The organism is Mucilaginibacter pocheonensis (genome assembly GCF_031456535.1).
GTDB classification, from domain to species: domain Bacteria; phylum Bacteroidota; class Bacteroidia; order Sphingobacteriales; family Sphingobacteriaceae; genus Mucilaginibacter; species Mucilaginibacter pocheonensis.
In genome coordinates this window covers 1,421,527-1,445,099 of the sequence record NZ_JAVDUU010000001.1, presented here as the reverse complement: position 1 = coordinate 1,445,099, position 23,573 = coordinate 1,421,527, and the positions used below count along the sequence as shown (strand labels likewise).

The following is a 23,573-nucleotide window of genomic DNA, read 5'->3' as shown; positions in this document are numbered from 1 at the left end:
TGGGCTTCTGCCGTTAGTGTGTTTCATGGTGCTTTTTTTTGAAAAGTCGGTCGGCAGGGGCCTCCCGGCTTTTTGTTAAGCACCGCACCTGAACACAAGCCGTTTGTAAGGCAAGGCTTTGCGAAAAAAAATACCTCGCCCGCGGAGCGGGCAGGGAAGATTTTTTTTCAGCAAACCCGCAGGGCACGGCCTTGTCGTCAAACGGCTTGTTTCAGAAATTTGCTAACCAAAAAGCTGGGGAACTTTTAAAGTGGCGTTAGCAAATACTTATTAATAAGATTGGATTTATCAGTGGCAGACAAAATGGGTGGCAGAGCCACGCATTTAAAATGCAGGAAGCGGCTGAGTGGGAACGAAGCGGCTGAACAGCCCGCTTAAGAGAATGATCGAGAATGAATACGCCTGGAGATGGTTAAATGCAGCGTATTGCTATGTCCGGCATTTATTCTGGTTATTAAATAATAAAAGCCACAAATTGTGGCTTTTATTATTTTGTTTCGCTGTATTTCAATGTACCTGTACCCGGTAACCTGTTATACAAACCCGTTGTCATCAAGGAATTTCGCACCTGCTGGTAAAATACGAAAACCACCGTCGATCTCTTCTGCATATCCGCGATCCCTTAGCGTTTTATGCGATTTGAGGTTACGTACAATTTGGGTGTATTTTTCATCATTACGATTCAATAGGATTTGATTATCCTGTGCATCTAATGTAAATTGACGGCTGATTTCATCAATAAGATCAGATGTTAAAATGGCACCATTAGGTGAATTGACCATCGCTATTAAAGCGGGTACAATAAGTTGACTCTCTCTTAAAGGCATATTTAATTGGATTTTCTTGGAAACAAAGCTACCATTATAAAAGCCTATGAAATTTTTAAATAATCACCTGATTGTCAAATAAAAAGCATAGTAAATAAAACTTTAATTTACAACCACCGTCAAGCCTATAATTTCTTTTAACCTTAACGAAATCTCTTTCCAATCTTTATTAAGATTTAATGTTTTAATATATATGGGATGCGATTGGTAGTTAAATCGGAGATCATAATCAGTTGCTATGGTTGGATAAATTAATATGCCGCAAGCTTTGATCGTTTTTGCAGCTGATGTGCGTTGATTTATCAGGTAACTAAATAATTGGTAGAGATTGCCGGAATTAATTTTTTCTTTACCATAATTAATGCTCATGGTTTCTTTATAATATTTAGCATCAATAATCACTTTTTCTGTTTCATTTTCAAGCGTGATATCAGTTTCCATGATCGGCAGATATCTCCAGTTTGCCTCATTTTCGGCAGAAAGTTGCCATTTAATCGCTTCTCGTTTAACCGTGGTATACTTTTGTTGCTCGATCTTGTAAAAATTTCTGATAAACGCTTCAAAAAGCTGGTTCATTCTAGCCGGGTCTCGGGTAAAATCAACGAACTTATAACTGCCTTTTTCTTCCGAAGGAAAGGTTTGATCATAAATCAGTTGGCATACATTCATGATAAATCCGTAAAATCGGTTATTTCTGGTGATCCTAACTTGCTGAAATACGGAAGGCTTTAATGCAATCAGGTCTACCTGTGGAAACATCCGCTGTAAGCCTATCAGTTCATTTTTCAATTGTTTATCCAGTCCTCTCGTTCTAACCAATCGATAAACCGTCGTGAACAATATCTGATTTAGTAAAATATTGGAAGAAAAGTCACTATAGGTACAAATGGTTTTTTGGCGAAATAGTAAATTTTTCTTTAGCGTTTGGCTGATCTCTAGTTTTCCCTTAATGCCATTTACTTCAGCTGTATGATCGACATAGTGCTTATCTATTCCCCTTTTCAGCAAAATCCTGGTCGCATTAATGAGCACTTTGGCAAACAGGTCTATTAACTCCGTATAGTCCTCTATAGTTACATCTACCCGGTCTTTTTCATCCAGCTTATTCCAGGCGTAGCACAATAGAAAATAGATGTTTTTGATAGGAATACTCATGCCGTAGCGAATTGAAGAAGATCAAGCGCTTCATGTGCTTTATTTAAGTCATCAAACCATATTTCTTCTAATAACGGTTTGATTTCGAAGGTCAATATATCGTTCCACCAAACCGTTTCGCTCTCTCCGGCACGAAAGGAACAAAAATAGCTATGCCCTATCTGGAAACCATCGCCTAAATTGATATCTTTTTTAATGATTTGGTTGACCTGCAAAACCGAAGCACAGATATGGTCGGCCAGCTTTGCGGAAAGCATCTGGTCAACTAGAAAAGTGCGGAACACAGGCCCGAAGTCAGGCTGTAAATTAATAAAGGCAAAGCGACGCCTAAGCGCATAATCGACCAAAGCTAATGAACGGTCTGCCGTATTCATCGTGCCTATAATATAAAGGTTAGGTGGCACGTAAAAGCGATCCGCCTCGTCTTCACAATATGTTAGTTTAAGTGCAAATTTTTCTGATCGTTTATCAGCTTCAATCAGCATCATAAGTTCACCAAATATCTTGCTTAAATTTCCTCTATTGATCTCGTCGATAATAAAGAAAAATGCATTTTTAGGATGGGCTAGTGCTTTTTGACAAAACAAATAAAATGTGCCATCCTTAATTTCAAATCCATTATTAACAGTAGGTCTTAATCCTTGTATAAAATCTTCATAGCTGTAAGATTGATGAAATTGTACCATTTCAATACTGGTATCCCTTTCTTCTTTCATCATTTCATAAGCCAGTTTTCTTGCTATAAAGGTTTTTCCTACACCGGGAGGGCCTTGTAAGATGATATTCTTTTTACGCTCCAGTAACTTAATGGCTTGGAAAAATTCCATTTCACTAATGAATGGCTTATCCGCATCTTCTTTAAACTGATAGGTTTTAATCTGGCTGCCGTATAGCAACTTTTCAGTAAGTATGTTCTTGTTATCGATCACCTCACGTATAATGTCGTATTCCTCTTCTTTTAAACTAAACAAACTGCCTTGATTATTAATAAAAACCTCACAGTCTTTCAAAGCTGGATTATTTTTTAGTTCATTCCAATGAACCGGAATTTCTAATTTTTCAATCAATTCAAATTCAATCTCCTCTTCCGCGCCATTATAATGAATACCTTTGGTGACCTCGTAAATTGCCTTGATCTGCTTAGTTGGGGTGCTTTCATAGCCGACGATCAGATCACCGGGATTGATCGCTTCAAAATTTCTATAAACCCGCCTTTTATTACCTTTTTCGTTATGTGTAGTATAAGTTTGCTTTTGGCCTATATCATGTTTACTGATCTCCCATATTTTAGGGTTTGCGTTTAACCACCAAAATTGTATCCTGCCTGTAATTTCAGTGGGCGTCTCCTCGTCCTGTGCGTGTATAGCGATTGGAGGCATGAATGGTTGTCCGGATAAAGTCAATTTATATTGCTCAAACAATGGCTGTAACTCAGGGTAGTTTGTCAGATATTCTGCGATGATAAATGCCCACGCCCGGGTCGGACTAAAAGTATCCGGCCTGAAAAGCGTTTTGTAGTTACTTAGTGAGCCTGCTTTATAGCGGTAAACCTTATCCGTAATCCAGTTAACTTTTCGCCTGTGCTTGTATTTTCCGTCGGCGCTGTCATAATAATAATTTCCGTCTATGATACCTATGCCAATACATTCATTTACGCCATTTGATGCAAAGACTACGTCGCCCTGGCTTGCAGTTTTGAAAAGCCATAGATTCCAGGTTAGATTAGATTGATTATCCCGTGAAAATCCCACTGCTTCATTAAGATCGCCAAGCGATTGACAAGCAGAAATATCGCCAAGATTAATACCACTATAATCTAATGCGGCTATTTTCTTTTGTCTTATCCAAGCCCATTCTGTTGCCTGCGGACCGGGCGCAAACTTGAAGTAATTGCGGATTTCTTTGTTTAATTCAACAGTCTCTACTTTAATATCTTTGAAAATAGTTACTATATCTTTATAAGAATTAATGGGTTGAAGCGAATTTGACTTGGGTGTTTTTATCGTATGTCCTGCGGTACGGCCCGCAACAGGTTGGTGGTCAATTTGTAAGAAAAACTGATACGCATCCTGATGAGAATATTTCTGCATGGGGTATAATGCCAGCCAGCATCGTTCACTTCCAAAGTTGGATGAACCAAAAAAATCGACCCAATGATAATCGTATTCCGTAAGCTGTAAATCTTGCAGTAATTGAACGCAAAGTTGTTCTAAATACAGCCGGGTCGTCTCTTTTATATTCCCCCGGTAAAAATACGTGTGGAATACAGCCCAGGGCTTTTGCCAATTGGCAAACATATCACGACTCCCAGCGGGATATCTGACCAGTTCGTCAAGAAAAGTTTCTTGGAGATGATTAAAATAGACAGCATCCTTAGCCCTGATCTTGTTTTTAATATCCTCCACCGTATGTTCATCAATTTCAACTCCATTTGCTCGCTGTCGCGCAATTTCAGCACGTAATAAATTCACGGGCTGGAATTTATTATCATCGTTCCCATATTCATTGATGATAGCCTCCAGCGCGTCGGAAGAAAGCTCATTAATAGCCTGATAAAGCGCTGATGGATGACTAGATAATTGATGGTATTGCCGTGCTAACTCTGCAATGTATTGAAATTGTGCCTGCATATCGGAAAGGTATCGTTATAGGTTTAATATTTTTTAGCTTTAAGAAAGCAAAGCATTAAAGCAAATTTCCGGTGAATTTAAGCTGAATTTTCAATATACTGGATTAAATAAATACATTTACAGTTACTTTAAATTGTCGCCTCAACGATATAAAGCAACATTTAACAAAGAATTATTCCGGTACATGCAGAATCTTTTAGAAGACCTTAAACAGCTTTTGGCTACTGATCAGCGTATGGTGGCTGATGGTAAGTTATTGAAAAATAAAGTGATTGAACTCGGTTTGCTGTTAGACGTTCCCCTGATCGAATTATTGCTAACTCATGCGGCTATACGGGCACATTTCTTCCAGGAAGCGGGCGGTGTATTGATCTTTGATAAAATTAAATTTCAGCGTTTTGTGAGCAATAAGCTTTTTTTGGCCGATAACTATACAGCTTTTGCCAATAAAATTGGTTTGGCTGACGGTAATACCTTTATCGATGAGGGCCGCGAAGTAGTATTGTCATGGCCTTACCGAGATTGCGTATTAGAAGGTGGCCAAACCAAAGAAGATGCGGGAAGAGAAGAGATTTTCTGGAACGAAACGATTGCCCCTGATGATATCGACCGATTATTTGCACCCAAAGTACTGACTAATTTTAAAAGATATAGTAATGGCGGAAGTGAAACGGTCACGACTATACAGCCTACCGATAACCTGTTAATCAAAGGCAATAACCTCTTGGTGTTGCATAGTTTAAAGAAGCGCTTCACCGGCCGTGTTAAGCTGATCTACCTTGACCCGCCTTACAATACGGAAAGTGATGGTTTCCGCTATAACGATAATTTTAGCCAGTCTACCTGGTTGACCTTTATCAAAAACCGTATCGAAGTGGCTAAAGAATTATTAAGCAGTGACGGTTTTTTGTTTGTCCACATCAGCTTTCACCAATATGCTTATTTAAAAGTACTATTGGATGAAATCTTTCATAGCAATGATATTTGCACCTTCAATTTATTGGTCAGACACCCCAATCGCATTTTAAAAGCGGATAAAGATTTTCATGATGTAATGGAATATTTATTGGTTTATACCAAAAATAAAGTAACCAATAAAATTGCCAAGCGCAAGGAAACCAATGATATAGACGATTATATCTATCAGGTAGAGGAGTTGGAAGCGGGAGAAACTATCACGATCAATGGCAGCTCGGTGGTTTGCTTTAAGCCGGGAACATTTAAAATTGTCAAAGGAGAAGCCGCGGCAAACAAGCTGCAAAAAATAAGCATCCGGGGTTCCTTAAAAGAAGGGAACAGCAGTGGGCGTTTTTATGAAAAATACCTTGCACCTATCAAAGATCAATATGCGCCTTTTACTATTTTTCGGGTTGGCGGTATGGGCAAGGATATGTTTGATTACCGTTATTTCTATACGCCCGAAAGCGGAAAAAGTAACGGCGGTTATTTTCAGGGTGTGCCGGTTGACAGTAAAGAATTTAAAGAAAAACCTTATCCAAATTTCCTGGATTTCGTCAAAGAATTTAACAATGTTGGCTACGAGGGGGACGTGGAATTCCGAAACGGCAAAAAACCGGAAGCTTTACTCAAACAAGTGTTTGAGCTGGGGAATGTTAAACCGGGAGATATTGTATTGGACTTCTTTGCCGGCAGCGGTACCACCTGTGCCGTAGCCCATAAAATGGGCTTTCAATATATTGGTGTAGAGCAAATGGATTACGGAGATAACGACTCGGTAAAAAGGTTGAACGCGGTTATCGCTGGTGAAGACAACGGAATTAGTAAAGAGGTGAATTGGAAAGGCGGCGGCAGCTTCATTTATGCGGAACTAGCCAAAGCCAACATGAAATTTATTGAACAAATACACCAGATCAGCGAGGAAAGTGAATTCAACGCCTTATGGGAAGCCATACAAAAGGATGGCTTTTTGAGCTATAAAGTTGATCCAAAGGAGATCAACCGTAACCATGCCGAACTGGCTCAACTTAGCCTGGAAGATAAAAAACGTTTCCTGATCGAAGTCCTGGATAAAAACCAGCTTTATATTAATTATTCAGAGATAGCAGATCAATCCTTTAAAGTACCAACGCAAGAAAAGAAATTAAATCAGCTTTTTTACCAATCAGCCCATGTTTGAACCTTATCATAAAGGAGACCATTGGTCGGAATCGTTGCACATATACTTGTACACCGAAATTATAATGAATGGTAAAGACCCATCAGCTATTCAACTGGATCATTACCAAGTTTTTGAACTAACGGATAAGCACGTAATGGCTTACAATGAATGGGTTGCTTCCGGCCCGGTGTCGGCTGATGGCTTACACCAATGGCTTGAAATCTATGCGACTGAGGCGGCTAAGTTCGAAGCAGCCTATGGCACCGATTTTTTGCCAAAAGTCGTACTGTGGAGCGACCGACAAAAAACGGATTACTTTAAAGAGAAATTGCAGGTTTCGCTGGGATTTGAAAACTATATTGAAAAACTGGTTAAAGAGCAGTACGGATTGGACCTGGGGCCTTATTTAACACCTGAAGGTCAATACGATGATGGAGAAAATGAACTGGGTATTGAAATTAAAAACGATACACTGATAAAAAAAACAGGCAATATTTACCTGGAATATGGTGAAAAATCGCATGGAGGTAATTTGAATTTTATAGAATCCGGCATATTAAAAAATGATAAATCAATTTATTTTTTGATTGGGGACACGGACGCATTTTATATTTTCAAAAAAGCAAGATTAGTAACGATCTATCGGGAAGAGATAGCTATAAACAGAAGCGGTAAACGTTCAGAGAGAGGCATTCGATTTGTCCGAATTGCAACCTCTTTAGGGATGTTATTTCCTGTAAAGTTTGCGCAGGCCGAAATGTTAACGATGGATCAGATGATTGCAGAAATTAAAGCGGGGACAAAAGATAAGGAATAGATGCAAACATTAGATGAAACATTAAGCGCCGCGCTGAAATTTAATGGCCCCGATTTTTTTAGAAATCGGGTTCCTGCTTTGATTAATCAAAATTTAAGAAGCGGCTTCAGTCAACGGGCTTACCAGCAGGAAGCATTTGGCAGGTTTGTATTTTACTGGAATGACTACCATGACCGTCCGAAAGGAGTACCCAGCCAGTTGCTGTTTCACATGGCCACCGGTAGCGGAAAAACGTTGATCATGGCTGGCCTTATTCTTTATTTATATGAAAAGGGCTACCGCAATTTCCTTTTCTTCGTTAACAGCACGACTATTATTGATAAAACCAGGGACAATTTTTTCAATACGGCATCCGGTAAATACCTGTTCGCAGAAGAAATAGAAATAGCGGGTAAACAGATCCGTATCCGGGAAGTGGATAATTTTCAGGGCGTAAACCATAAAGATATAAATATCGTATTTTCCACCATTCAGGGCTTGCACTCCAGCTTGAACGTGCCAAGGGAAAACAGCCTGACCTACGACGATTTCGAGGATAAAAAGATCGTATTGATTTCGGACGAAGCGCACCATATCAATGCGGAAACAAAAAAAGGCAGTGAACTAAGCGCAGACGAGTTGATGGATGTAGTCAGTTGGGAACGCACGGTAAACCGGATATTTAATGCGAACGTTCAAAATATCTTATTGGAATTTACCGCTACTATAGACCTCGACATCCCGGAAATTCAGAAAAAGTATAGCGAAAAATTGATCTACGACTATCCCCTACGCCAATTCAGGCTGGATGGTTATTCTAAAGAAGTTAAAGTGTTGCAGGCAGACCTGCCGCCTTTTGAGCGTGCTTTGCAAGGTGTTCTGCTAAGTCAGTACCGACGTAAAATATTTGAAAAGCATCACATCCTGATCAAACCGGTCATCCTTTTTAAATCCCGAACTATTAAGGAAAGTCAGGCTTTTTGGGAAGATTTTAAAAATGGGATGCAGGGTTTGCAGCCGGAGCGTTTTGAAAAAATCAAAAATGCTACAAACGACCCCGTGATCCAGGCCATATTTCATTATCTGGATAAGGAGCGGATCAGTTTTGAAAACCTGATTATCGAATTGAAGGAAGATTTTTCCACTGACAAGCTTATTTCGGTTAATAGTAAGGATGAAAGCGGCGAAAAGCAATTGGCTATTAACTCACTGGAAGACGAACGCAATGAATACCGGGCAGTTTTCGCGGTTGATAAATTAAATGAAGGCTGGGACGTGCTGAACCTTTTTGATATTGTCAGATTGTATGATACCAGGGATGCCAAGGCTGGAAAGCCCGGTAAAACAACGATGGCAGAAGCGCAATTGATTGGCAGGGGTGCCCGGTATTGCCCGTTCCAGCTTTATCCCGATCAGCCGCCGTATATCCGGAAATTTGATGAAGACCTTAAAAATGAAATGCGGATATGTGAGGAATTGTATTATCACTGTTCTTACAACCCTAAATATATATCGGAGCTTTATACGGCGTTGGTAGAGATCGGCATCAAGTCAAAAGAAACCAAAGAACGCACCATTCGGTTGAAAGAACAATTTAAACAGACCAGTTTTTATAAAACCGGCTTTATCTTTTTAAATGAGCTTAAAAAAAATGACCAGGAAGACGTTTTTGGGCTCCAGCCAAAAGTGATAAGCCAGCATTATCAAATCGCGCTGAAGACCGGATATTTGCAATCCATTACCGTTTTTAATTCGGGGCAGGTTGCGGGCTATTCAACAAGTGCACAAGATTACAAACTGATTGATTTTGGTGCTCATGTTATTCGGAAAGCGATCAGCAAACTCGAATTTTATGAATTTAACCACCTTCAAACCTTGTTGCCTAATTTGAGTTCCATTACGGAATTTATCCATTCTGAAGCCTATTTAGGGAACATCAAAATAGAGGTTTCCGGTTTACCAGAGCAATTGGAACACCTTTCTCAACAAGCTAAATTAGAAGCCTGCCTGAAGGTACTGGAAGAAATTGCCAAAAGTCTAACCACAGGAAAAATTGAATTTCAGGGCACCCGGGAATTCAAGCCTTATATGCTCAAAGATAAAATTAAAGATAAGACGCTGAGCTTTGGTGACAGTGGCCCTGACCAGGAGTTTGGGCGATCCATGATCAATCCCCAGGACACCAGCTATTACCTGGATCTTAGTCAAAAAGACTGGTATGCTTTTGATGATTGTTTTGGAACTTCTGAGGAAAAGCTATTCATTAAATATATTGATAAGGTTTACGCCAAATTAAAAACGGATTACGATGAGGTTTTTTTAATCAGGAATGAGCGGCATTTTAAAATTTATAATTTCGAGGATGGCCGTGCATTGGAACCTGATTTTGTATTATTCCTAGTAAATAATAAAAAGGAGAATTATGATCATTATCAGGTTTTCGTGGAGCCTAAGGGTAGCCACTTATTGCAACAGGATGAATGGAAAGAAAAATTTTTACTATCTCTCCAAAAAGAAAACCTCGTAGAACAATTATGGCGGGATAAAAAATATATTATTTGGGGGATGCCTTTTTACAACGAAGTGTTACGAAAAGAGCAATTTGAGGGCAGCCTTCAACAATTATTAAATAATGATTGATCGAATAAATAATCTTCCGTTTACGTTATTCCTAAGTATATAATCCTTAAAAATATATGTAATTCAATTAAGGCAGGGTTATTCGCAACCCTGCCTTAATTGAATTGAAACCATATCTATTTAACTGCTTTGTTTTTAATATCCGTTACTTCTTTACGTATAGTTGTGGCAGCTACCTTTAACTGTTGCATCGCATTACGCAGCCTCGTACCAGCCGCGCTGTTGCCTTTGTTGTAAAACTTTTCTGCATCCGCTTCGGCTGATGCCAATAATTCCTTTAATCCTTTGAATTTGTCCATGATGATAATTTTAATGGTGAATAAATAAATTTAAATGTTCTTTTATCAGGTAAAAAATCCGGAGATAGCTTATTTGGCTAATCCTTCTTCCAATTCCTTTTCCTTGCTTTTTCCTTTGCTGATCTGCAATGCCTGCTCTTTGTTTTCTTCTTTCAGGAATTGCTCTCTTTTTTCCGGCTTGCCGTTTTCAGCATAAAGGTTGACCTGGCTGTAACGTGGTACGGCCTCGATAAACATTTTAACTTCCTGGCCGTCTTTTACGGTCGTGATCATTGGGCGGTTACCGTTTTTCAAGGCGTTTTCCAATGCTTCTTTCTTTGCCGGGTCGTTCAATTCCTTGATCTGGAATTTATCCAGCACCTTTTCAAGATTAAAACCATACGACGGGTCATGATACTGGTTGGTTAAAAAATTCTGATGGCGGTCTTTGGGCATATCCATGTCCAGCTTGATCCAGGCTTTATAGGGCTGCCCGCCCAAATTAAGCAGGTCATCCCGGTAAACCGAGCGCCCCTGTATCAGGTTGGCCGCCTGTTCTGCGGTAAAGCCCCTGCCGCGCTCCACCCAAAACGTTTGGGTGACCGCCGGAGTACGGAAAGTGCGCTGAAAGTCTTTGGCCACATAGTTAATCTTGCCGTTTTCCATCGTGGCCAGTTTCTCTTTGTTGGCCGCGTCCTTACCGGCAGCCAGTTCGCTGTTGCCTTTTTGTTCCTTAAAAAAATTGATGGCTTCGGTTACATTTTCAAAGGATTTGACCATGTTCTTGCCCTGTTCATTGGGCGTAATGACCATATACTTTTGTCCGTCTTCCAACGGTTTGCCGCTGTTCAGCGCCACCTCATATTTGTTAAAAAAATAATGCTCGGACTGGCCCGACTGCTTAAAGTACAAGGTCATATCCACTTGCCCGCGGCTCCCTGCGATCTTTTCGTTCAGGGTAAATTCAGGAATACCCTTTTCCATATTCTTTTCCATTTCGCTGATGGTCTTGTCCCTGAAACCCAGCGTTTTGAGTTCCTCTCTCAAATTTTCTAAATTGTTTAAATTCATAGCTATCTTATTTATGGTTAATGGATTATCTTTTTTTATTTGCGCTATCAGCTGATCGGCATTCATGTACTGAATAGTATAAGTTTGGCCGGGGCCTTTGGGCGGATAGTACTTCGCGGCAGATTCGAGATATTGGATAGCTTCCCCCATCGTATCAAAAAAGCGGAGATCCTGCGGCATCAGGTTTTGGCTGACAGGTTCTGTGGGGAACACAATATGATTCAGTCCCACATCCTGTGCATCTTCCAATGCCATGATCGTTTCGTGTGCATACTTAGTTTCCAGACGCATGGCTAAGATTTATTAATTCTTAACAGCACCGTTACCCCGTTCTTTAGCTTTACCCTGATCTTCTTTACCTTTTTACCCAACAAACCTTTAGCAGCACTGATACCTGCGGTAGCAGCCTGCGTGGACAGCGATTGATCCATGCTGAGGAACTGCATATTTTCCAGTGCGCCGTTTGCGCCGTTCCCGGCAGCCTCGCCTAATTCCGCTTCCGGCGCATCGATACCCTGCATCCCGTCCAATGAAAAGACCGTTAGGTTGACCGGGAGAATGGATGTGCCCAGGCGGATGTTTTTAATATCCAATAAAAGCCGCTGGTTCGTAACGGTACAGGAGCCGGATAGGGCTTGCCATTTAGGGATAACCATGCCATTTAATTTGATGCTATCCTGTAAGCGTAATTTCACTACGCCGCCGTTCATCACTTTTTGGTTACCGTCAATCATGGCGGGGATCGCTTTAAAGGCGCTGTCTCTGGAAATTGTTTGAGCCGGTTGCTTTTCTTTGAATAAGGCCGGATTTTGAATTTGCATGATCTTGTCCAGCATGGTATTTAACTGCTGCATTTCGGGGTCGGGCTGATTGGCAGCTTGCTTTTGCTTTAACAATTTCTCCAGCCTGTCCAGGTCAGGCGATGATGTGTTCGCAGCCATGTAATTGTTCGTATTCGGTCTTGCCGGTTCCGGCTTATTGATCTGCCTGTTAATTTCCGCCAGTTTCTGGTTGATCTTTGCCTCATTCACCTGTGCGGGATTTGTAGCCAACGTTTTATGCTGGCTTGCGGTGTCCCAACCCAAAGCGGCAAAGGCGTTGCCATTGCTCGTTGATCGGGCTGAAGCGGAATCACGTTTGGCCTTGTCATACAAGGACATTTTCGTTTGTGGTTGCTCGTTCTTCAACTGCGCGCCGGGCAGTGAAGTATTAATTCCCCTGCTGGCCTGTTGGTTCACCGTTTGACCGTCGCCCTTGCCGCCGCCTAATGCGTAAAACCCAAGCGCCAGGAACGGCAGTAACAGTGCGGGCAGGACGAGCAGCATTTTTCGTTTTCTTTCTTCTTTTGTTTTCATATCTCTTTAATGATGGTTATAAAATAGCTTTACAAAGCAGGTACAGGCTGCCGCCGCCTAACAGCAGGCAAACCGCGATCAGAAACCCTAATTGCTGCCTCCGGCTGAACTTTACGGTACGGACATTCAGCCATTCGGCGGTTCTGGCCTGCCATGCCGTTATGCCGTTATTGATCTTGATTGCCACCGGCCAAACCCGGCGTTCTTTTTCCTTTTTGTTGCGAAACAGGTTCATGGCTGAGTGCTTTTAACCTGTTCGTCCTTGTTCTCTAAGGTTTCCCAACGCTCTATCAAAAAACCATGCGGGTTATTATCGCTCCGGCTGACATTGCGCAAAAAGCCTTGTGTTACTAAACCCCTGGTTGTTGTCGAGGTGGTGCGGATCAGTCTTTCGGTTGCATAGCACTTAAACCCATAGGGATAAACATTCATATCCAAGGCGATGCTGTCCACCTGTACCTGCTGGCTGATGTTACCGGAAATGATATTGGAATAATAACCGGCCTCTTTCAGATCATCGTAAGCCCGTTTGGCGCTTTCATCGGCCAGGTATAGAGCTTTGGTAATGGTCGCCTGTATTTGCTTATCATCCGGGTCGAGGGTAAAAAAGTCCTCGTGGAAGGTCCTGATATGATCGCGGGCCTCTACCGGGATATTTTGTTTTCGGTCGCCCGCGATGGCTTCCAGTGCTTTGCCGTTGGCCAGGATATAAATGTGGTTCTTAAAGTTATCCGAACTTTGGTAGCTTTTCCATACGGCAAAGCAGGATATGGCGATACAAGCGAAGATCAAGATGTAGCTAAACAGCTTGATATGCTTGAACGCCGTGTCGATATTTTTGAATTGCTGAAACATAAGCCCCTCCTAAATCCTCTCCGGTAGGGAGGACTTTTTAAATAGTGAATAATTTATTTGCCTGATAATTTGTCCTTTTGGTAGCTGCCGCTGCCGCCACTATTGTAGCCTTTCATAAAGTCGGCAGGCGCATTGAGGATATTGCTGCGGGCCTGTTCGCCGCGTTCACCCAAAGCGGCTGCACCGGATGTTGCCACGCTTATCGTCATATTCGTGGCTGTTGTTGCCACATTAGTTACCCGGTTCAGTAGGCCGTTACCACCATGCGCATGAATGATATAATTAGCCACGCTTGGTACACAGAAGTAACCGACAATTCCGATGCAGAGAAATATCAGGTACGCGGTATCTGTTGGGCTGAAAAAAGTATCGCCCGCACTTTGTATCTGCGATATATCCAGCTGGATCATCTGCTGTTGCACCTTGCCGATGATGCTGCCGAAGATATTGGCGATGGGCAGCCATAGAAAGATATTGATATACCGGGCTATCCATTGGGTAAGCGTGTGCTGTAGACCGTCGAAAATAGAGAAGCCGAATACGAGTGGCCCTAAAATCGCTAATACGATCAGGTAAAAGGTGCGAATGCAATTGATACAGAGGATAGCCGCGGCATATAAAACCTGCAATATTTCACTCATCCACTGCTTGATGTTATTCTTAAAATTGTACGCCTGTTTGTCCATCCAGAATTTCACGTCATTGCCTAAAGAGGAAAATGTACCCTCGTTCTGGTCGTTAGGGTCATCGGGATGGGTATATTTGTACCACTGCGCCCTGTCCCCGTTACCATCATCGCCTACATACATCTGATAACTTGAACTGTTCTTTATCGCATCTTCCTTTTGCTTGAGCAGTAGGGCTATCGAATTATTGCTGTCGGTTACCATATTGCCGGTCGCCGCCACGATGGGCTGCATGATGCCGTTCATCAGCGCTATGACCATAGGGAACAGCATCACCGCCATGCCCAATGCGAAGGGGCGCAAGAGCGGATAGAAATCCAGCGGTTCCGCATGTGCAATCTGCCGCCAAACCCGCGAAGCGATATACCAGAGCGCCGCAAACCCCGCTATGCCCCGCGCGGCGTCAATCAGGTTGCTGCACATAGGGATCATCTGGTTATACACATTGTTTAAGACCGGCTGCATCCCTTGCAGGCTGCTGGTTATATCCTGCGCCTGCGTAGCTGTACTACCAAGCAGCAGCAAAGCCATACCTGTAAATAACACTCTCTTTTTCATGGGTATAGGGTTTTTAAGTTATTGACCTCGGTTTGTTCTTTTTGGCGTTGCAGGGCCATTACTGCTACCTTATTGTTGAAATCGCGCAGAAAAACCAGCTTGTTTTGCGTGTCGGAATAAATGCCGTCAATCGCCTGCAAACGCTCGGCATCGCTCATCCGTAAATTGCCTGCGGTGATCACATTGGCTAAATTGGTCAGGTTATTGACGCTTTGATTCAACAATTGATTAAAAACCCCGTTCATGTACAGCAACTCCTGTGCATTGAAATGGCCGCTGGCATTGGCCTGTTTCCATGCCGATTTATACTCCGATACAATGCTGGCCTGGTTCGCGATAATATCGGCTATCCGGCCATATTTTCTTACTTCGGGACTTACCGCCATCAGGCTATTTAAGAAAGCGGAATGCAGGTTAAAGTTGCCTTGCGAAATATCCTTGACCGCCCCATAGCCCTGCGTTAAGATCGTGTAGCCCGCCTGCATATCTGAAAGTATAGCCTTGAACTGCGTCAGCTTTTCAATATCTAACAGCAATTGCTGCATATCCTGGCCCGTAGAAACCTGCGCTTTGGCAGGCTGAAAGCTAAAGGCAAAAAGCATCAAGCCGGTTAGCGCAATACCGATTTTCTTAATTGATTCCATAAAGCTGATTTAAGGTTTGAATGCTTTGGTTATCCTGGTTACGCTGAATAGCCAGTAGCCTTACCTGAACACAAAAAGAGCAGGTAAATAGGTATTTGTCTTTGATAGCTACGGTTAGCTGGTTAATACGCTTGATCCGTTCGTCATCGGTCATCACCAATTCGCCGGATGATAAAACCGCTTGCAGGTCGTTCAGGTCCTTGGCACATTGGTGAATGATGTTTTGTTGAACTACCGTGATGTAACTTTGCTCGGATGCCGACAAGCCGGATAAATGCTGAATGGAATTAAACTGGCTGATAATGCTTTGCTGTTCTGCCTGTATGGTGCTGAGGTCTACACCATTTTTGACCGATGGATTGACTTGGCTTAACGAATTATAGTAATCCTGGTGCAAACCAAACTCGCCGTTCTTGAAATTGCCAATAGCCGACCATTCACTGTGCAGCATATTATAGCCTTGCCTGAGCGATGTTTCGCAGGCATTCAAAGCAGCTATCTGCTCGGTCAAGTATTTGATCTGCGTTTTCTTTTGGCTAAACCATTCCGCAAAAGTTTGCGCCCTTGCAAGCTGAAAGCTAAAAGCGCAAAGCAAAAAGCAGCATAAGGCCTTCAATAGCTTAATCGATTCCATAATACTTCTTCAGCGTTAATATTTCATTTTCGTCACTGGCCCGTTGCAGGCTCAATAACTTATTCTGGTTATTGAATTGCTGTAGATCGTTATAATTGGTATCCATGTGATCCGCAGCCTTGTTAACGATTTCCATCCGCTTGGCATCCGGCATTCGGGTCTTATTGGCGTTAATCACCAGTAGGATCTGGTCGAGGTCGTTTACACTGGCCTGCAATATTCCCGAATAAACTTTGGTCATATAGGCCAGTTCATCGGTGGTAAAGTGCTTGTCCGATTTTAAGAGGTTCCATGCCTGGTTATAGGCATTGACCAAAGCGACTTGTTTCTGCGTCAGTTCACTTATTTTTGAATAATAGGCGATGGTGGTTTTGATTTCCCATAGTTCCTGGTAGTATTGGCCGAACAGATCCTTTTGCTTGGATGACCAGTTTGATATTTCGTCCAGCTTCAGTTTTGATAATTGGTTTTCCAACGCTTTCTGTGCGTTTTGCAGCCATATCGTTTGGTTCTGCATTCGCTGCACTTCTAAATCGATGGCACGGATGACCCTGCCCACCGTCGAAGAAATGACCGACCCGACGATAAACTGCGCATCGGCACCTTTGGGTATGGACACAAATATGCTTATCGCCGACAGCGGTAAAATGACCATATACTTTTTCATGATATTTTTAAAATTTAACACAATAACCTCCCTGCACACCGCAAAAGCGATGTGTCAAATTGTATTGGTGAATAATTCTGTTAGTTAAGTTTCCGGTAGACAGCCTGGTTCAATAGCAATAGCCGCTTAGCCGGGTTGAAATGAAAAACACGCCCTGCCGTTGTTTCTTTCAGCAGGTTGGTTTGACTGTCATAATCCCCCTCGACCTTTTCCAGCTTATACTTTTTCGGCAGCAGCTTTCCGTTACGAATAGCCTGGTAGCCGGTGTTTCGGGTGATGATATAATGCTGGCCATCGGTGTGGGTGAATGTTAAAGTGTCATCCGCTACGCCATATTCACTTTGCGCATGGTTCACATAAATGCCATCAATAAAGGCTTGCACTTTGGTGGTTTTGCTTTGACAGGCAGCCAATAGACAAATGGCGGCCATCATCGATTTAATTGTTGCTTTCATCCTATTTAGTGTTTGTTTCTTAGTTCCTGCGCCAGTACCGCGATGCCTTTTTGGATGCTGCCATAGAGCCTGGTATATTCCTGTACTTTAACCTTTTCGCTTTCCTCTGTCGTGTAGGCCAGATATTCTTCCAGGCTCACTTCGGTACGGTAAACCTTGCTGTACTGGCCGCCCAGGGAGATAAAAACCTCTTTGTACTTGCGTTTAGGGTCATTGGCCTTATTGACGGAAAGTATCTGCGCCTTTTCTTTTTCGGTGAGGCCCAGGAGTTCCTGTATCTGGTCAAACTTGTTTTGATACTTGCTTTGGTCAAGTAGTATCTTGCAATCGCTGTTATTGATAATGGCCTGCTTCACCACTGGGGAACTGATAATATCCTCGACTTCCTGTGTTACGACCACCGCCTCGCCAAAGAATTTTCTTACCGTTTTAAAAAGGTATTTAATGTATTCAGCCATACCTTCTTTAGCAATGGCTTTCCAGCATTCTTCGATCAGGATCATCTTCCGGACACCTTTCAGCTTGCGCATTTTGGAGATAAACACTTCCATAATGATGAGCGTAACGGCGGGGAATAAGATCGGGTGGTCTTTGATCGCATCAATTTCAAAAACCACCAGCCTCTCATTCAGCAGATCCAGGTTCTCGGTGGCGTTCAGCAAGTAATCAAACTCGCCGCCCCGGTAATAAGGATTGAGCACATACAGGAAATTCGCCACGTCAAAATCTTTTTCCTTGACCTTGCCATTTTCCAGTACCTGCAAGTATTCTTCCATCAGATATTCATAGAATGTATTAAAGCAGGGAAAAATGTCGGTGTATTTATCCAGATGCTGAAAATACCCCGTGAGTGCATTAGAGAGGGCCACGTATTCCGAACGCTTAAACGTCTCATCATCCTTTTTCCAAAGAGCCAGCAGTAAAGTTTTGATGCTTTCTTTTTTCTCGGTATCCAGTATATCGCCGTCCGACAGGTAGAACGGATTAAATTTGATTGGGGCGCTTTCCGAATAGGTAAAATAATAGCCGCCTACCAGGTGGCATAAGCCCTTATAGCTATGGCCTACATCAACCAATACGATATGCGCACCCTGTTCGTAATAACTTCTTACCATGTGATTGGTAAAAAAGGACTTGCCGCTGCCGCTCGGCCCTAAAATGAACTTGTTCCTGTTGGTGGTATAGCCCTGCCTGATGGGTTCGTCCGATATATCCACATGAACGGGCTTGCCCGATAAGCGGTCGCCAAAGCGGATACCAAACGGGCTGATACTGTCCTTGTAATTGGTTTCAAGGTTAAAAAAGCAGGTGGCCTGTTCCACGAACGTATCAAAGGTATCGTTCATCGGGAAGTCCGCTTCGTTACCGGGCAAACCTGCCCACCATACCTGCGGCGCGCCGTCTGTTTCCTGTTTAGCAGTCGCATCCATTTGCGCCATTGCCGAGCCGACCAGGTTTTTCAGGTCTTTGATCTTGGCGGGGTCATCCGACCAGGCCAGTACATTAAAGTGCGCTTTAACGGGTGAACGCTGCTCACCGATAGCCTCGTTTAAAAAATCGTTGCAGGCATCCCGGCCAATGGCATTTTCACGGCTGTAGGATGACAGCGATTGTAAGCGCAGTTTCTTTGCTTCCAGCCGTTTGATCGTTTTTGTGGCATCCTCGATAAAAATATACTGGTTATAAATGTGGTTACAGTTCAATAACTGGCCCAGCGGACTGGCAAAACCTATACTAAACTTGGTTTTATCGGTGCTGTATTTATCGTAATTATCCCGGCTGCCGCATAAGGCAGGCAGGTCTTGTGCATCCGACAAAGTATACAATTCGCAATGCTGGTCGCCAATCTGGATACCGTCCCTTAAATGTATGTCGCGGATAACCGGCTGCTGCCCCGGATGAAGAAGGAAACAGTATTGTTCGATCAACCCCGGCTTATTGGCTGTCCCGGCTAATTCGTCATCATTCAGCCGTCTTAAAGTAACAAACCCGCTATCTGTCAAGATCCGTTCAAACTGACCTGCGCAATCCAAAAACTCCTGGTACATCAGCGGGTTAATCGTCTGTTGCGGCACAATGGATTTGCGTAACATATTGCTGTAAACCGAACTTGACAGCTTGCGGTCGTTTGGTTTCTTGGTCAATAAAATATAGCAGCGGTGGGCCAGGTAAGGGCGTTCATTAAAAAAGCGTTCGCTGGAACGGGACAGGAAACTCTTCCCTGCCTTTTCGTAATCGGCTGAGTAGGCTGCTTCGGTAAAACAATCCATTTTATGAAAGATGGTAAACGGTTGTAATACCTTAATCGCCTTGACCAGGGATTGGTGGTAGGCTTCGTAGTCCCGGTCGGCCTGGGTAAATATTTCCGGGAGCATGGCCTCGTAAACAATGGTTATATCCCCATGGGCTGAAAGGATAGCACCATTTTCAATTTTGCTTAAAGGCAGTATTTTTTCGATGTCTATTGCAGATGCCATATTATTTCTTCGATAGGTGTATAAATATTCTCCTCGACCGGAACTTGAGCGCGGCAGGCAGTTGCCTTTTCGCGAAATATTTCATCAGGCCATGTTCACCGTATTTATGGCTCAAATGGAAGACGATAAAAAACAAGGCAGTTCCCAGGCTGATGATCACCGGCAGGATCACCCAAAGGCTTGCACCGCAGATATACAGGACAGCAAAACCGATGAGCAATAAAACCAGCCCTACTGCCAGGTAAGCGATGTATTGCGCCCGTAAACCCTTAAATTCTATGGGCTTGTTTATTCCTTTATTAATTTGATAAACCGGCATATTACAATCCAAAAAATGATTTGAGTACGGTCGCTACAACCACTAAGAAGATACAGGAACCGAACCAGGCGGCTGCTACCTTGTTGGTATCAGGCTCGCCTGCATTCCACTTGTTGAATACCTTGATCGCACCAATGATGCCGACAACCGCGCCTATGGCATACATCAAACTGCACCCCGCATCGAAATAACCTTTGACCTGGGATGTGGCTTGTTGTATGCCCGCGTTACCGTCTTGTCCGAAACAATAGTTGACCGCAACCAACAAAGCCGTGAACATTAAGGTTTTGAGCAGCGCCTGCTGCTTAGGCGAAGGGATATGATTAGTGAAAGCCGCTTTCACGTCTTTGATATAGGATTTAATGGCTTTTAACATGATTGAAAGATTTTTATGATTACTAATTATTTCCACAACTTGTCGAGTTCCTCATCCGAAATGTCGAAAGGCAAGTTTTCCCGGATGTAGCCGCTAAGCGCCTGTTGGTTAGGCGTATTCCTGATCTTCGGATACTTTGCGCTAACCAAACCGAACAGGGAAATAAAATCAGCCTTGCCGCCCTGCTCTGTTTCCAGAATGTGAAAGATGCTTTTCAGTTCCTCCAGTACATCAGACACTAAACCTAATTGGGTGTCTTTATCCTCATCTCTGATCATTCGCGGCGCAAAACCAAACTGTGCCATACTTAATCTTGACATACCCTCCGGTAAAGCAGATTTGCCCATCATCTTTTCATCATCATCCGCAAACGGCTCGTCTTCAAACTCTTCGTCCCATTCATGGGTCAAAGGTTCGGGGGTTACCCGTTTGCGGTTGCCGCTCAAAAAATCTTTGATTTCTTTCCGGAAAAAGGTTGGGATAGCCACTGCGTACCAGACAATGGTTAAGATCAGGGCGGCCACTAAAAATGTGTGCCAGGTGTAATGTTGTAAGATCATCTTTTTTGCTTTTGTCCCGGTACTCCATTGTACCGGGATTTCAAAAGCAAATTTTCAACCTTGCCAAAATCTTTCTGAAGGCAACCAGGGATACCCCGGAAATAAATCAAAAATCATTGAAAAGCAACACTTTACGGTTTATTATTCTTCCCTGATCTTTCGTTTATTTCCCTTGTCCGCGTCGTATTCGTTCTCCTTATCAAACTTTTGGTTGATCCTGTCCTTCATTTCATCCAGATATTGGGTGCGGCCCAGGCGTTTGCGGCGGCGCAATTCGGATATGCGTTTCGACGGAACCCCAAGGTTGACATGAAAGGTTTCCTCCAGCCCACGAAAAATATCCGCGATACTGGCCGAACCGTTATTGACCTGTACTGTATGGAAAATACCGATGCCTATTTCAGCCAGATTGATGGTATCATCCGTCCATTGCAGCTTACCGGCTTCCGTTCCCGGCTGGTAGGGAGCCTGCGGGTTTTTGCGAAGTGACAATAGTTTTTCAACTATCCATTCCTGCAAGTTCTCAAAAGCCTTGAATTTGGAAAACAGGTAATCGCAACTGGTAGAAAACTCCGGGTCGAGGTCAGGGATGTTTGGCAGCAAGATGTTTTGCGGTTCCGCGCCGCGAATGAAATAGATATTGTCCAAGTCGTCAGCGTTCAGTTTGTAATACTGATGAAGAAAAGCATATTGCCGGAAAAAACGATTGATATAATGCAGCTCCAACTCTAAAGCGGCAATTTGTTTCTCCGCATCATCTTTGGGTAGGTTAGTTTCAATCTCGTACAACTCGGTGTAGTAGATGTTCCATTGGTAAAACGAGGGTTTAATATACTTGAAGATGGGTATTTCCTCCGTTTTGTCTTTAAACGGATGTTCATTAACGTGTGTCTTTAGTTTTTTGATCGCATCACGAATTAATTTCAAAGCGGTTGTCCATCGTTGAAACGGGTCCTTGATCTGGAAACAGGTCTGCTCCAAATCTCCTTCCAACTGTTTCAACAACCGGGAACTGATTTCCTGGATCATAGATGTTAATTGGTTAAAGTAAACCCTGCCCAGCCTGTTAACCGGCGACTACTTTCACTCAGCAGGAGATGCGTAACATTTTGTCCATAAGCCTAATGTTTGATTTAAATAAATTAACCAACGATTAAGGCAAAACTATCCGGCTGAACAATTCCTGGGAATAAGGAACTATCATAAAAAGATCTGGGGGAAATCCCCCTTTATGCATCAATAAGCGTAATTTTCGAAAAAATCAAGCGCTCCAAAGCTTGGCTATCAGCTCCATTTTATTGCTGACCGAGCATTTTACATAGATATTTTGGATATGCTTATCGATCGTTTTGTCCGAAACAAAACGTTTATCCGCGATCTGTTTATAAGTAAACCCTTGTTTCAACAGTTGGACGATCTCCACCTCGCTGACCGTCAATTTATATTTCATACAATTGGCTTCAAATGCGGAAAGCAATACCCCGTTCTGTTTAAACTCCGTCAATTGGCCATGCGCTATACGTACCTGGCGGATCGCATTGATTAATTTGACCAGACAGATCACCACCCACCCCAAATTCGCCAGGCCAATGCGTATCCATTGCACCACTGGAAAAAAGGCAAATACTGACATGACTTCCCAGGGAAGTATCGCCAGCCAGACCGATACCTCGCACCAAAACCGGCAGCGATTGCCACTTGACTTATACTTGTCCCATATCGAACGGAACATCATCACCAGCACCACCAACCCATAAATAGCAGGAACCAGCACACCCCATTCCCGGTCGGGTATCAAGTCTCCGTTCAAAGCATACAAAACCACGTCAAACACCAAATAAGGCAGGAACACGAAAAACAACACCCCCCAAGTCGCATACCACTTCAATTGAGGCAACCTGTACACTTTATAAAAATAAAAAGGGAAATAAGAACCCATCAAATAAGCCGTACCATAGGCAACCATATACTGCACCTTGATATTCAAACGCAAGGAAGCATCGGGCAGCAAACCATTCGCCACGTTAAACTTGATCAGCAGGCCCAGCAACAACAAGTCCCACCATTGTTTTTTCCGCATTGGGTAACGCAGCAGGTCATTGACCTGAATAAAAAAGAAGATCGTTTCCAAACAAATAAACGCCAGCGTCAGCCAGTGTATTTGGGTACCGAATAATGTGCTCATAGACAGATAGATTTAAAAGGTTTATCATCAGATAAGGTCAGGCAAGTTTTAGATAAATAGCATCTTCCGCCCATTACGCAGCGGAGCCTTGCGCAAGAATTTGGTGATTTGGGGCAGATCAGGAAATTTATGGTTTGCGCATTCAGGGCGACGGCGACCGGGCAGGATCACACCTGGAAATGCGCGGGTTTCCCCGAAACTGGACGAGAGCTGGGTAACCGGAAATCACCCATGCCAGAAACAAGTACAGCCCGCGATTTCGCAGGCGTGGTCATGTCTCCCGTCT

The 23,573-nt window shown here is 43.0% G+C and carries 22 protein-coding genes; 3 read left to right on the top strand and 19 right to left on the bottom strand.

Annotated features, from left to right (window positions below):
* Positions 1-533: 533 nt before the first annotated feature.
* From J2W55_RS06015 to J2W55_RS06005, 3 genes are all read right to left on the bottom strand, one after another.
* Positions 534-827, bottom strand: a complete 294-nt coding sequence (locus J2W55_RS06015) for a hypothetical protein (RefSeq protein WP_310093086.1) — start codon at positions 825-827, stop codon at positions 534-536.
* A gap of 102 nt (positions 828-929) precedes the next feature.
* The gene (gene mcrC / locus J2W55_RS06010; protein ID WP_310093084.1) at positions 930-1,982 is read right to left on the bottom strand and encodes a 5-methylcytosine-specific restriction endonuclease system specificity protein McrC; all 1,053 of its coding nucleotides are present in this window, start codon (positions 1,980-1,982) and stop codon (positions 930-932) included.
* Entirely contained in the window at positions 1,979-4,612 is a 2,634-nt protein-coding gene (locus J2W55_RS06005; RefSeq protein WP_310093082.1) for an AAA family ATPase, read from the bottom strand. The genes mcrC and J2W55_RS06005 overlap by 4 nt, the downstream gene beginning before the upstream one ends.
* 184 nt (positions 4,613-4,796) lie before the next feature.
* Here J2W55_RS06005 and J2W55_RS06000 point away from each other — a divergent pair, with 184 nt between their 5' ends.
* The 3 genes from J2W55_RS06000 (at position 4,797) to J2W55_RS05990 (ending at position 10,167) form a co-directional block, all read left to right on the top strand.
* Positions 4,797-6,749, top strand: coding sequence for a DNA methyltransferase (locus J2W55_RS06000; RefSeq protein WP_310093080.1), 1,953 nt, complete (start codon positions 4,797-4,799; stop codon positions 6,747-6,749).
* Between the two features lie 64 nt (positions 6,750-6,813).
* The gene (locus tag J2W55_RS05995) at positions 6,814-7,548 is read left to right on the top strand and encodes a hypothetical protein (RefSeq protein ID WP_310093078.1); all 735 of its coding nucleotides are present in this window, start codon (positions 6,814-6,816) and stop codon (positions 7,546-7,548) included.
* Entirely contained in the window at positions 7,549-10,167 is a 2,619-nt protein-coding gene (locus tag J2W55_RS05990; protein ID WP_310093076.1) for a DEAD/DEAH box helicase family protein, read from the top strand.
* A 116-nt stretch (positions 10,168-10,283) separates the two neighbouring features.
* Here J2W55_RS05990 and J2W55_RS05985 read toward each other — a convergent pair whose 3' ends face one another.
* The 16 genes from J2W55_RS05985 to J2W55_RS05910 form a co-directional block, all read right to left on the bottom strand.
* Positions 10,284-10,466, bottom strand: a complete 183-nt coding sequence (locus J2W55_RS05985; protein ID WP_310093073.1) for a BF3379 family histone-like protein — start codon at positions 10,464-10,466, stop codon at positions 10,284-10,286.
* 69 nt (positions 10,467-10,535) lie between these two features.
* Positions 10,536-11,807, bottom strand: a complete 1,272-nt coding sequence (locus J2W55_RS05980) for a hypothetical protein (RefSeq protein ID WP_310093071.1) — start codon at positions 11,805-11,807, stop codon at positions 10,536-10,538.
* Positions 11,808-11,809: 2 nt separating this feature from the next.
* Complete coding sequence (gene traM / locus J2W55_RS05975) at positions 11,810-12,871, bottom strand: conjugative transposon protein TraM (RefSeq protein WP_310093069.1); 1,062 nt, start codon at positions 12,869-12,871, stop codon at positions 11,810-11,812.
* 16 nt (positions 12,872-12,887) lie between these two features.
* The gene (locus J2W55_RS05970; RefSeq protein ID WP_310093067.1) at positions 12,888-13,106 is read right to left on the bottom strand and encodes a hypothetical protein; all 219 of its coding nucleotides are present in this window, start codon (positions 13,104-13,106) and stop codon (positions 12,888-12,890) included.
* Positions 13,103-13,726, bottom strand: a complete 624-nt coding sequence (gene traK / locus J2W55_RS05965) for a conjugative transposon protein TraK (protein WP_310093065.1) — start codon at positions 13,724-13,726, stop codon at positions 13,103-13,105. Before traK ends, J2W55_RS05970 begins: the two co-directional genes overlap by 4 nt.
* A gap of 53 nt (positions 13,727-13,779) precedes the next feature.
* Positions 13,780-14,970, bottom strand: coding sequence for a conjugative transposon protein TraJ (gene traJ / locus J2W55_RS05960; RefSeq protein WP_310093064.1), 1,191 nt, complete (start codon positions 14,968-14,970; stop codon positions 13,780-13,782).
* Entirely contained in the window at positions 14,967-15,614 is a 648-nt protein-coding gene (locus J2W55_RS05955; RefSeq protein ID WP_310093062.1) for a TerB family tellurite resistance protein, read from the bottom strand. The genes traJ and J2W55_RS05955 overlap by 4 nt, the downstream gene beginning before the upstream one ends.
* Entirely contained in the window at positions 15,601-16,248 is a 648-nt protein-coding gene (locus J2W55_RS05950) for a hypothetical protein (protein ID WP_310093059.1), read from the bottom strand. Before J2W55_RS05950 ends, J2W55_RS05955 begins: the two co-directional genes overlap by 14 nt.
* A complete protein-coding gene (locus tag J2W55_RS05945; protein ID WP_310093057.1) occupies positions 16,235-16,915 on the bottom strand; it encodes a conjugal transfer protein TraI in 681 nt (226 codons plus the stop codon). Before J2W55_RS05945 ends, J2W55_RS05950 begins: the two co-directional genes overlap by 14 nt.
* 80 nt (positions 16,916-16,995) lie before the next feature.
* On the bottom strand, positions 16,996-17,370 hold the full coding sequence (locus J2W55_RS05940) for a hypothetical protein (protein ID WP_310093054.1): 375 nt from the start codon (positions 17,368-17,370) through the stop codon (positions 16,996-16,998).
* Positions 17,371-17,375: 5 nt separating this feature from the next.
* Complete coding sequence (locus tag J2W55_RS05935) at positions 17,376-19,847, bottom strand: TraG family conjugative transposon ATPase (RefSeq protein WP_310093051.1); 2,472 nt, start codon at positions 19,845-19,847, stop codon at positions 17,376-17,378.
* A gap of 1 nt (position 19,848) precedes the next feature.
* A complete protein-coding gene (locus tag J2W55_RS05930) occupies positions 19,849-20,166 on the bottom strand; it encodes a DUF4133 domain-containing protein (RefSeq protein WP_310093049.1) in 318 nt (105 codons plus the stop codon).
* Position 20,167: 1 nt separating this feature from the next.
* Positions 20,168-20,542, bottom strand: coding sequence for a DUF4134 domain-containing protein (locus J2W55_RS05925; RefSeq protein ID WP_374726354.1), 375 nt, complete (start codon positions 20,540-20,542; stop codon positions 20,168-20,170).
* Between the two features lie 26 nt (positions 20,543-20,568).
* Positions 20,569-21,102, bottom strand: a complete 534-nt coding sequence (locus J2W55_RS05920) for a hypothetical protein (protein WP_310093047.1) — start codon at positions 21,100-21,102, stop codon at positions 20,569-20,571.
* 141 nt (positions 21,103-21,243) lie between these two features.
* Entirely contained in the window at positions 21,244-22,131 is an 888-nt protein-coding gene (locus tag J2W55_RS05915) for an RteC domain-containing protein (protein WP_310093045.1), read from the bottom strand.
* A 232-nt stretch (positions 22,132-22,363) separates the two neighbouring features.
* The gene (locus tag J2W55_RS05910; protein WP_310093043.1) at positions 22,364-23,287 is read right to left on the bottom strand and encodes a helix-turn-helix transcriptional regulator; all 924 of its coding nucleotides are present in this window, start codon (positions 23,285-23,287) and stop codon (positions 22,364-22,366) included.
* Between the last annotated feature and the right edge of the window lie 286 nt (positions 23,288-23,573).

What these genes read in the sequence shown, in the direction of transcription:
- J2W55_RS06015 (WP_310093086.1), bottom strand. Translation starts at nt 827, where the DNA reads ATGCCTTTAAGAGAGAGTCAACTTATTGTACCCGCTTTAATAGCGATG.
- mcrC (WP_310093084.1), bottom strand. Translation starts at nt 1,982, where the DNA reads ATGAGTATTCCTATCAAAAACATCTATTTTCTATTGTGCTACGCCTGG.
- J2W55_RS06005 (WP_310093082.1), bottom strand. Translation starts at nt 4,612, where the DNA reads ATGCAGGCACAATTTCAATACATTGCAGAGTTAGCACGGCAATACCAT.
- J2W55_RS06000 (WP_310093080.1), top strand. Translation starts at nt 4,797, where the DNA reads ATGCAGAATCTTTTAGAAGACCTTAAACAGCTTTTGGCTACTGATCAG.
- J2W55_RS05995 (WP_310093078.1), top strand. Translation starts at nt 6,814, where the DNA reads ATGAATGGTAAAGACCCATCAGCTATTCAACTGGATCATTACCAAGTT.
- J2W55_RS05990 (WP_310093076.1), top strand. Translation starts at nt 7,549, where the DNA reads ATGCAAACATTAGATGAAACATTAAGCGCCGCGCTGAAATTTAATGGC.
- J2W55_RS05985 (WP_310093073.1), bottom strand. Translation starts at nt 10,466, where the DNA reads ATGGACAAATTCAAAGGATTAAAGGAATTATTGGCATCAGCCGAAGCG.
- J2W55_RS05980 (WP_310093071.1), bottom strand. Translation starts at nt 11,807, where the DNA reads ATGCGTCTGGAAACTAAGTATGCACACGAAACGATCATGGCATTGGAA.
- traM (WP_310093069.1), bottom strand. Translation starts at nt 12,871, where the DNA reads ATGAAAACAAAAGAAGAAAGAAAACGAAAAATGCTGCTCGTCCTGCCC.
- J2W55_RS05970 (WP_310093067.1), bottom strand. Translation starts at nt 13,106, where the DNA reads ATGAACCTGTTTCGCAACAAAAAGGAAAAAGAACGCCGGGTTTGGCCG.
- traK (WP_310093065.1), bottom strand. Translation starts at nt 13,726, where the DNA reads ATGTTTCAGCAATTCAAAAATATCGACACGGCGTTCAAGCATATCAAG.
- traJ (WP_310093064.1), bottom strand. Translation starts at nt 14,970, where the DNA reads ATGAAAAAGAGAGTGTTATTTACAGGTATGGCTTTGCTGCTGCTTGGT.
- J2W55_RS05955 (WP_310093062.1), bottom strand. Translation starts at nt 15,614, where the DNA reads ATGGAATCAATTAAGAAAATCGGTATTGCGCTAACCGGCTTGATGCTT.
- J2W55_RS05950 (WP_310093059.1), bottom strand. Translation starts at nt 16,248, where the DNA reads ATGGAATCGATTAAGCTATTGAAGGCCTTATGCTGCTTTTTGCTTTGC.
- J2W55_RS05945 (WP_310093057.1), bottom strand. Translation starts at nt 16,915, where the DNA reads ATGAAAAAGTATATGGTCATTTTACCGCTGTCGGCGATAAGCATATTT.
- J2W55_RS05940 (WP_310093054.1), bottom strand. Translation starts at nt 17,370, where the DNA reads ATGAAAGCAACAATTAAATCGATGATGGCCGCCATTTGTCTATTGGCT.
- J2W55_RS05935 (WP_310093051.1), bottom strand. Translation starts at nt 19,847, where the DNA reads ATGGCATCTGCAATAGACATCGAAAAAATACTGCCTTTAAGCAAAATT.
- J2W55_RS05930 (WP_310093049.1), bottom strand. Translation starts at nt 20,166, where the DNA reads ATGCCGGTTTATCAAATTAATAAAGGAATAAACAAGCCCATAGAATTT.
- J2W55_RS05925 (WP_374726354.1), bottom strand. Translation starts at nt 20,542, where the DNA reads ATGTTAAAAGCCATTAAATCCTATATCAAAGACGTGAAAGCGGCTTTC.
- J2W55_RS05920 (WP_310093047.1), bottom strand. Translation starts at nt 21,102, where the DNA reads ATGATCTTACAACATTACACCTGGCACACATTTTTAGTGGCCGCCCTG.
- J2W55_RS05915 (WP_310093045.1), bottom strand. Translation starts at nt 22,131, where the DNA reads ATGATCCAGGAAATCAGTTCCCGGTTGTTGAAACAGTTGGAAGGAGAT.
- J2W55_RS05910 (WP_310093043.1), bottom strand. Translation starts at nt 23,287, where the DNA reads ATGAGCACATTATTCGGTACCCAAATACACTGGCTGACGCTGGCGTTT.